Origin of the sequence: Trinickia sp. (assembly GCF_051953955.1) — a bacterium.
In the GTDB taxonomy this organism is placed as follows: Bacteria; Pseudomonadota; Gammaproteobacteria; order Burkholderiales; family Burkholderiaceae; genus Trinickia.
Genome location: NZ_JBQCIF010000092.1, coordinates 17,979 through 27,235, shown reverse-complemented (window position 1 = coordinate 27,235; position 9,257 = coordinate 17,979). Strand labels below are relative to the sequence as shown.

General features: G+C 64.4%; 7 protein-coding genes. 5 read left to right on the top strand and 2 right to left on the bottom strand.

Features of this window, described 5'->3' with window-relative positions; translation table 11 throughout:
• Positions 1 to 453: 453 nt before the first annotated feature.
• Positions 454 to 2,724 carry an NADP-dependent malic enzyme gene (locus ACTHNZ_RS18115; RefSeq protein ID WP_440543936.1) on the bottom strand — a complete coding sequence of 757 codons (2,271 nt, stop codon included), beginning with the start codon at positions 2,722 to 2,724 and terminating at the stop codon, positions 454 to 456.
• Positions 2,725 to 3,042: 318 nt separating this feature from the next.
• Between ACTHNZ_RS18115 and ACTHNZ_RS18110 the strand changes: the two genes are divergently transcribed.
• The gene (locus tag ACTHNZ_RS18110; protein WP_440543935.1) at positions 3,043 to 3,729 is read left to right on the top strand and encodes an orotate phosphoribosyltransferase; all 687 of its coding nucleotides are present in this window, start codon (positions 3,043 to 3,045) and stop codon (positions 3,727 to 3,729) included.
• Between the two features lie 91 nt (positions 3,730 to 3,820).
• On the opposite strand, the gene ACTHNZ_RS18105 is transcribed toward ACTHNZ_RS18110, so the two are convergent.
• Complete coding sequence (locus ACTHNZ_RS18105; RefSeq protein ID WP_440543934.1) at positions 3,821 to 4,540, bottom strand: response regulator; 720 nt, start codon at positions 4,538 to 4,540, stop codon at positions 3,821 to 3,823.
• A 107-nt stretch (positions 4,541 to 4,647) separates the two neighbouring features.
• On the opposite strand from ACTHNZ_RS18105, the gene ACTHNZ_RS18100 reads away from it, so the two are divergent.
• The 4 genes from ACTHNZ_RS18100 to ACTHNZ_RS18085 all read left to right on the top strand — a co-directional run bounded on the left by ACTHNZ_RS18100 (position 4,648) and on the right by ACTHNZ_RS18085 (position 9,246).
• Positions 4,648 to 5,280 (top strand): YbhB/YbcL family Raf kinase inhibitor-like protein, encoded by a 633-nt coding sequence (locus tag ACTHNZ_RS18100; protein ID WP_440543933.1) that lies wholly within the window; start codon positions 4,648 to 4,650, stop codon positions 5,278 to 5,280.
• A 108-nt stretch (positions 5,281 to 5,388) separates the two neighbouring features.
• Positions 5,389 to 6,339 (top strand): N-acetyl-gamma-glutamyl-phosphate reductase, encoded by a 951-nt coding sequence (argC, locus tag ACTHNZ_RS18095; protein WP_440543932.1) that lies wholly within the window; start codon positions 5,389 to 5,391, stop codon positions 6,337 to 6,339.
• 762 nt (positions 6,340 to 7,101) lie between these two features.
• Complete coding sequence (locus tag ACTHNZ_RS18090; protein WP_440543931.1) at positions 7,102 to 8,343, top strand: DUF2957 domain-containing protein; 1,242 nt, start codon at positions 7,102 to 7,104, stop codon at positions 8,341 to 8,343.
• Positions 8,344 to 8,409: 66 nt separating this feature from the next.
• Positions 8,410 to 9,246: an OmpW/AlkL family protein gene (locus ACTHNZ_RS18085; protein ID WP_440543930.1), complete on the top strand. Its 837-nt coding sequence runs from the start codon at positions 8,410 to 8,412 to the stop codon at positions 9,244 to 9,246.
• Positions 9,247 to 9,257 lie beyond the last annotated feature (11 nt).

Genomic DNA, 9,257 nt, shown 5'->3' with positions numbered 1-9,257 from the left:
CGGCGCTGGTGCTTTTTCCGGTTCAGGTGCCTGCTCATTGGCGGCAGTGGTCGTAGCCGCTGGGGTGGGGGGGGGGGGGGGGGGGGTGCACAAAAAGTTAATAAAAAAAAAAAGCAACACCACCCCAAAAAAAACAACCCCCCCCCCCCCCCCCCCCCCCCCCCCCCCCACCGCCCGAAAACCACTCACACGCCCAAGAAACCCAGCGATGATTCACGGCTACGGTTCTTCTTGGGCCACCACGCGTTTCGCCGATGGGGTGTCGGGGCTCGCTGGAGGAGTAAAAGGCCGTTCGACGGAAGCGAGCCCCGACACCCCAGCGGCTACGACCACTGCCGCCAATGAGCAGGCACCTGAACCGGAAAAAGCACCAGCGCCGACAAGTACTTGCAAGCCCGAGCGCGATCGGCGCCGTCCGCAGCCCCGATCACGTCTGACTGCCTGCGTTCGAAATTACGCCGCCCGCACGTTGGCCGCGGCCACGGCCGTCATGTTGATGATCCGGCGTACCGTAGCCGCCGGCGTCAGGATATGCACGGGCTTGGCGGCACCAAGCAGGAACGGCCCCACCGTCACGCCTTCCCCGCCCACCATCTTCAGCAAGTTGTACGTGATGTTCGCCGCTTCGACGTTCGGCATCAACAGCAGGTTCGCTTCACCCGTGAGCGTCGTGCCGGGGAACGCCTGCTTCCGAACGACCTCGGACAGCGCCGCATCGCCGTGCATTTCGCCGTCGACTTCGAGCTCAGGCGCGCGTTCGGCGATCATCTTGCGTGCCGCCGCCATCCGTTGCGACGATGCCGACGGCGCGCTGCCGAAGTTCGAGTTCGAGAGCAACGCCACCTTCGGCACGATGCCGAAGCGCTCGATTTCGCGCGAAGCGAGAATCGCCATGTCGGCCAACTGCTCGGCGCTCGGCACTTCGTTCACGTAGGTATCGCAGATGAACAAGTTGCGGCCCGGCAGCATCAAAAGGTTCATCGCCGCGAAATGCTCGGCTTGCTGCGCACGGCCGAGCACCTGCTCGACGAACTTCAGGTGGCTGTGATACGTGTCGATCATGCCGCAGATCATGCCGTCGGCATGCCCCAAGCGGATCAGGATCGCACCGATCAGCGTGTTGAACTTGCGCATCGCGGCCTTCGCGATCTCGGGCGTGACACCATCGCGCGCCCCGATCTCGTGGTAAAGCTGCCAGCTCTGCGTGAAGCGCGGATCGTCCTCGGGATCGACGATCTCGAAATCGGTCCCGACCGTCAGCTTCGAGCCCATCTTCTTGAGCCGCATTTCGACGACGGACGGGCGGCCGACGATGATCGGCTTGGCGATCTTCTCCATCAGCACGAATTGCGCGGCCCGCAGCACGCGCTCATCCTCGCCTTCCGCAAACACGATGCGCGCGGCGTTCTTCTTCGCCGCCGCGAACACGGGGCGCATCACCATGCCCGTGCGATACACCGTGGCGCCGAGCTGCTCGCGATAGGCGTCCATGTCTTGGATCGGCCGCGTCGCGACGCCCGAATCCATCGCCGCTTGCGCGACGGCCGGCGCGATCTTGATGATGAGGCGCGGATCGAACGGCTTCGGAATCAGATACTCGGGGCCGAATTCGAGCGAGTGGCCTTCATAGGCCTTCGCCACTTCGTCGCCCTGATCAGTTTCCTCGGCCAGCTCGGCGATCGCGCGCACGCAGGCGAGCTTCATTTCCTCGGTGATCGTCGTCGCACCGACGTCGAGGGCGCCGCGGAAGATGAACGGGAAGCACAGGACGTTGTTGACCTGGTTCGGATAGTCGGAACGGCCCGTCGCGATGATCACGTCGGGGCGCGCGGCCTTCGCGTCTTCCGGGCGGATCTCCGGTTCGGGATTGGCGAGCGCGAGAATCAAGGGCCTATCGCCCATGTCCTTCACCATCTCGGGCTTGAGCACGCCCGCGCTCGAGCAGCCGAGGAAGACGTCGGCCGATTTGATCGCGTCGGCCAACGTGCGTGCGTCCGTCGATGCCGCGTAGCGCGCCTTGGACGGATCGAGGTTGCCGCGCCCTTCGTAAATGACACCCTTCGAATCGGCCACGAGCACGTTCTCTTTCGACAGACCGAGCTTGACGAGCAAATCGAGGCAAGCGATGGCGGCCGCGCCGGCGCCCGAGCAAACGAGCTTGACCTTCGAGAGTTCCTTGCCGACCACCTTCAGGCCGTTCAGGATGGCCGCCGAAGCGATGATCGCGGTGCCGTGCTGATCGTCGTGGAAAACGGGGATCTTCATGCGCTCGCGCAGCTTCTGCTCGATGTAGAAGCACTCGGGCGCCTTGATGTCCTCGAGGTTGATGCCGCCGAGCGTCGGCTCGAGCATGGCGATCGCCTCGACGAGCTTGTCGGGGTCGGATTCGGACAGTTCGATGTCGAAGACGTCGATGCCGGCGAACTTCTTGAAGAGGCAGCCCTTGCCTTCCATGACGGGCTTGGCGGCGAGCGGCCCGATGTTGCCGAGGCCGAGCACCGCGGTGCCGTTCGTCACGACGCCGACGAGATTGCCGCGCGACGTGTACTTTTGCGCGTCGAGCGGATCGGCGTGGATCGCCTCGCACGCCGCAGCCACGCCCGGCGAGTACGCGAGCGAGAGATCGAGCTGGTTCGACAGCGGCTTCGTGGGCGTGACCGAGATCTTGCCGGGCTTGGGATTCTGATGATATGCGAGGGCGCTTTGCTTCAGTTGTTCGTCCATGATTTTTGCCTGCGAGACGTAAGGGAATTCGTAGTTGGAATTCGGGCCGGCACGCTCGCGCCGGGGCGATGCCGGGGCAGTCGACGACGTAGAGGACTGCGGCAACCGCATGCGCCGTATGGGCGCAGCGCTGATCTGCGGGTTAGCGCAGACGGCGCGTGAGCGTTTCGCGGGGCGCCTAGTGTACACCCCCTAATGCGCGGTTCCCGCCGATCGGCTTCCGAAGTCGGGTAAAATGCGCGCCTACGCGTGCAGCAAACAGCCTGCACCAACGGGCGAACCGCCCGCCTCACGCTTTTCATTCCGAAGGATTCGCCCATGACAGGCTTCGATCGTCAAACGATCTCCGATACGACCGCCAAGATTCTGCTCGAGGTGCAGGCGGTGCACTTCAACGCCGAAAAGCCGTTCATCTTCACGTCCGGCTGGGCAAGCCCCGTCTATATCGACTGCCGCAAGCTGATTTCGTATCCGCGCGTGCGCCGTGCGCTGATGGAGATGGCCGAAACGACGATCCTGCGCGACGTCGGCTACGAGCAGATCGACGCCGTCGCGGGCGGCGAAACGGCCGGCATCCCGTTCGCGGCATGGATCGCCGACCGCATGATGCTGCCGATGCAGTACGTCCGGAAAAAGCCGAAGGGTTTCGGCCGCAATGCGCAGATCGAAGGCCACCTCGAAGAAGGCTCGCGCGTCCTGCTCGTCGAAGACTTGACGACCGACAGCCGCAGCAAGATCAACTTCGTGAACGCGCTGCGCACGGCCGGCGCCCGCGTGAACCATTGCTTCGTGCTGTTCCACTACAACATCTTCAAGGAAAGCGTATCGGTCCTGAAGGATATCGACGTCGATCTGCACGCGCTCGCGACCTGGTGGGACGTGCTGCGCGTCGCGAAGGCATCGGGCTACTTCGACGCCAAGACGCTCGATGAAGTCGAGAAGTTCTTGAACGCGCCGGCCCAGTGGTCGGCCGCGCATGGCGGAGCGACGGCGACGCCGCAGTAAGCCAGCGCTCGTCGCGGGAGGAGCAGCGCGCAGGCGGACAACCCGCCCGCGCCCCTCCGGGCCCCGCCGCTGCCCTCCTCTCCCTCTCCCGCTACGACGCCTCGTCGTACGTCATCCCCCGATGCGCCAGCCCGTTGGCCCGCGCGTATTCGATCAGTTCCGCGTCGCCGGCGGCCCCGAGCTTGCGCAACGCCGAGACCTTATGCGAGCTGACCGTCTTGACGCTGCGATTGAGGCGTACGCCAATTTCGCTGACGCTCATCCCCGATGCGAAAAGCCGCACGACCTCGATCTCACGCGGCGACAACGCCAGTGAACTCGTCGCCCGGCCGTTGCGGGCGCCGATCCGATCGAGCACCACGCGCAGCGAAGGGCTGACGTAGCGCGCGCCGCGCATCGCGTGGCGCACGGCGAGCCCGATATGGGCAAGATCGTCGCCCTTGCCGACGACGGCCGCCGCCCCCGCCTCGAACAGGCGCCGCAGCAGCGCGCCATTGCCGAGCATCGTCAGGACGACGATGCGCAGCATCGGAAAATGCCGCCGCAAATAGCCGATCAGCGTCAGGCCGTCTCCATATCGGCCGCCCGGCATCGCCAGATCGGTCACGAGGACGTCGGCCGGCGCTCGGCGCAGCGCCTCGACGAGCTCCGTGGATTGCCGCGCCTCTCCTAGTAGCGCGATGTCGTCGAACGGCTCGAGCGCATGGCGCACACCGAGCAGGATCACGGGATGGTCGTCGGCGACGACGACGCGCGTGCGGCGCATGGGAGCCGCGTCGCAGCCGAGAGGATGGGATTCGAACAGGTTCATGGGAGCAATATCGTTGCGGGACGGCGATGTTAGACTGGCTAACGCGCCGCGGCGCAATACCGGCGAAAAATCGGCCATAACGAGATCCCTCCCGGAGAAATCGGCTCATGCGGACCTGTCGCGAAGTCGTCGGATCGATTTTCCTCAAGCAGGCGGCCAAGGGACGTGCGGCCGGCGCCGCGTCCGCTCTTGCCGCATCCTTGCTCGCCGCGCTCACGGGATGGCTCGCCGCCGGTGCTAGCCCGGCTCGCGCACAGGGCGCATTCGCGATCGCGAGCACCGACCTGCGCGACGGCGGCGCGTTCGGCAACGCCCAAATCTACGATCGGAGCGACTGCAAGGGGGCAAACGTCTCGCCGCAGTTGTCGTGGCGCAATGCGCCCGCGCGCACGAAGAGCTTCGCCGTGACGATCTTCGATTTGGACGCGCCCGGCCCCGGCTGGTGGCACTGGGCCGTGGCGCTGATCCCGCCGAACGTGAGCGCGCTGCCGTCCAACGCGAGCGCATCGGGCTACATCAAGAAGATCGGCGCGATCGAGGCGCGCAACGACTGGGGCGACGTCGGCTATGGCGGTCCCTGCCCGCCGCCCGGCAAGCCGCACCGGTACGTCGTGACGGTGTTCGCGTTGGACACGATGGACTTGCGGCTCGGCCCGGCCCGCCATGCGCTGATGTTCGACCACGAGATCAATACGAGCGTGCTCGCGAAGGCGAGCCTCACGGCCACGTATGGGCGCTGACGAACACGGAAAATTCACAGCATGTCCCGCTAACAACCTTTAAAATCATCGCTTTGGCGCCACGCCGCACAGCGACGGCGCGTTCACCGGCCACATAGCGAGATCGAAATGAGCACGAAAGTTTTTGTCGACGGACAGGAAGGCACGACGGGTCTGAAGATTTTCGAATACCTGTCGCGCCGCTCGGACGTCGAAGTGCTCCGCATCGAAGAAGCGAAGCGCAAGGATCTCGACGAGCGCCGCCGCCTCATCAATGCCTCGGACGTCACGTTCCTGTGCCTGCCCGATGTCGCTTCGCGCGAGTCGGCCGGCCTCGTCGACAACGGCAACACCGTGCTGATCGACGCAAGCACCGCTTTTCGCACGCACGCGGATTGGGCCTACGGCCTGCCCGAGCTCGCGCGCGGCCAGCGCGAGCGGCTGCGCACGGCCAAGCGCATCGCCGTGCCGGGCTGTCACGCATCGGCCTTCGTGCTCGCCATGCGTCCGCTCGTCGATGCGGGCATCGTCCCGCCAGATTTTTCGGCTCACAGCCACTCGATCACCGGCTACAGCGGCGGCGGCAAGAAGATGATCGCCGACTACGAGGCCGCCGAGCCGAATCCGAAACTGCAAAGCCCGCGAGCTTATGCGCTCACGCTCGGCCATAAGCATTTGCCCGAGATGGCCGCACACACGGGCCTTGCGCAAGCGCCGATCTTCACGCCGATCGTCGGGCCGTTCTACAAGGGGCTGGCCGTCACCACGTATTTCACGCCCAGCCAGCTCGCCAAGCGCGTCGGCCCGCGCGACGTGCAAGCCGCGTTTGCCGAGTACTATGCGGGCGAGCCGTTCGTGCGCGTGGCGTCGTTCGATGCCGACGAAAACCTCGATGAGGGCTTTTTCGACGTGCAAGCGAACAACGACACGAATCGCGTCGACTTGTTCGTCTTCGGCAACGAGGAACGCTTCGTCACGGTGGCGCGGCTCGACAATCTCGGCAAAGGCGCTTCGGGTGCGGCGATTCAATGCATGAATCTCGCCATCGGCGCCGACGAGGAAACCGGGTTGCAGCGTTGATGCGTCCGGCCGGCCACGGCCATGCCTAACGAAAGCCGGCGATAGCGCCGGCTTTTTAGTTTGGGGCCTCGGCAAACGAGGCGCCTCCAAGCGCGTAAAGCCATTCATTGGCCTTCCATTGAGCCAATCGAATATCGGCAATAAGTCCGACAATCATCCGATCAATGCCACTCCGGCGCGTCATTCCGGACTGCGCTCATCCATGCAAACACCGTGCAGGCCCGCGCCGCGCACCGCTTTGCAGGCAACCGCTTGAAACGCTCTTTTTGTTTCAATATCGCGTCAATCGCCTTTTCCCGCCTTGTTTTCATTGCGGCGCCATTTGTTTGAATCGAGCTTTTTAGACGGCTTTGTCAATTGACATGAGTAAATTGCGCGACCAAATTATCCCGCATAACTAGATGGATCAGGGAGAGGAACGGCGCGTTCGACGCCGCTCGAGCAAACGCGGCATACCCGCCGCCAACGCTCAATCGCAGGCCCGACTCGGCTGAATCGCCGCGCGTCGCGTCCGCGTGGCCGCCGCATGCCTGCGCGGCTACCCCTCATTCCCGATCGATCGTTTGCCGTGGTTCGCGCGTTCGCACGGCCTGTCGCCCGCCGCAGGTCTCGCGCACGGGCTTCCCCTATCGGCGCTCAACACGAAGGAGGAATGGGTCACTCGCAACTGCAGTCGCAATCAGTTAGCACACCGAATTAAATGAAGCGGCAGCCGACAGGGAGCCGGCCGCCCGATAACGATAAAGCCAATGGAGGAACGTCATGACTCGGAACGCCCTTTTCACGCTGGCGCTCGCCGCGCCTTTCCTGGCCGCATGTGGAGGCGGCGGTGGCGGTGGCGCGGCAGGAGGTGCCGGTGCCGGCAGCACGTCGGCCGCCGCGGCCGATCGGCTCTGCCCCGCCTCGCTCGACTACGGCACGGTGTTCACAGGGGGCGGCGGCGACGGCGAACTCGCCAAGATGCAGATCGATACCAAGAAGATGACCTGGCAGGTGACGTACGTCGAATCGTCGATGCCGGCGACGACGGGCACGGTGACGCCTTCGCGGGCGGGCACGACGCAAAGCGGAACGCTCGCGCCCGAGACGCTGCTGCCGACGAGCAAGCAGAACGAATGCGCGTTCTACCTGCAAGGCGCGAGTCTCGATCCGAACAAGCCCGCTCGCATCTTCGTCGGCCAAGGCGTCCTCGGCGGCACGATCCCGGGCAAGGAAATCCAGTACAGCGGCGTGGCCGGGTTCGGCGCCGTCCCGGACAGGACGTTCCCGTACTTTCCGTTCATCGGTTTTTCATCGCTCGAGACGAACCTCGCCAACGTCGCCGGCACCTATAACCAACTCGGCTATCACATCGTGCCTTCGCAGAACTACGCGATCGTGCCCGTCGACGCGACGATCTCGATCCATGCGGACGGCACCTGGAGTGAGACGGACAACGTCGGCGTGAATGCGGGCAAGACTCAGCAGGCGGGCACGAACTGGGTCCAGTCGAGCGACGGCAGCGGCGCCTTCGAAACCGACAATTTTCAGAGTCAAGCGCAGCCGACGAACTCCGTCACGCCGGCCGGCCGGGGATTCATGATCGTCGGCAAGTTGCGCAATCAACTCGTGCCGATCCTGATCCGCACGGGATACGCAAATCCATCGACCTTCCAAGCCGACGATGAATCGGGCATTTCGATCCTGGCGCCGCAAACGCCGATCGCCGCGAACACGCAAAACGGCCAATACATCGGCGTGGACAGCCAGTTCGACTATCGCGCAACGGCGCTCGTGGGGACCGAGGCGACGATGCTCGATCCGTACCAGCCGGCCAACGCCTCGCTCGCGACACCGCTCAACCTGAGCTTCGCGAATACGGTTCCGGGCGTCGTGACCTCCGCGGTGCAAGGAGCGTCGTCGACCGCCGCCACCGGCAAGCTCGTCTTCACGGGCGGGGTGTTCGGCTACCTCTACAACGAAAATTCGTCGCCGTATTTCACGATCAACGCGTTCGTCCAGTAACCGTCACGCGCGGCGAGCCGCGCCGGTCGCACAAGAAAACGAGAAACGAGAAAACAGGGAGGAAACATGGATAAGAGAACATGGGCCGCCGCATGCGCGGCATGGCTGGGCTTGTTCGCCACCGCCGCGCATGCGCAGCACGCGGGCGACAACGTCGTCTCGCTCGGGTGGTTCCACATCATGCCGCAGGACTCGAGCACGCCGATGACGACCTACGTGACGCCGCAGCCGATCGATACGCCGCTGCGGCTGCCGAGTTCGTTCACATCGTCGGGAACGGGGCTGTCGACGACGAATGCCGATACGGCCGGTCTCGTCATCAGCCACTTCTTCACCGACCATATCGCGCTCACGACCGTCGCCGGCGTGCCGCCGACGTTCAAGCTCAAGGGCCGCGGCTCGATCGTGCCGCCGGGGCCCGCCGGCGCGCTCGGCACGGAAAACCTCGACGATCCGGCCAATGAGCCGATCGTCAAGAGCGTACGCCAATGGAGCCCCGCGATGATGATCCAGTACTACTTCAACTCGGCGACCGCTCGGTTCCGGCCGTTCGTCGGCGTGGGCATTTCCTACAACTTCTTCACGGATATCCAGCTCAATCCGAATTTCGTCACATCGACACAGAACAACCTCGGCTCCGTGCTCGCAGCCGGTGCGGCGAAGCCCGGGGTCACGAGCGTTTCGGCGAAAGCATCGCCTTCCTGGGCCCCCGTCTTCAATGTCGGTGCGTCGTACAACATCACGAACCACTGGGGGTTGAGCGCCTCGCTCACTTACATCCCATTGAAGACCCGATCGACCGTGTACGTGCGCGCAGCCGACGGCACGCTGCTCGGCACGACTCAGGCGCAACTGACGGCCGATCCGCTCATCACCTACGTGGCCGTGTCGTACAAATTTTGAGGGAGCTGGCG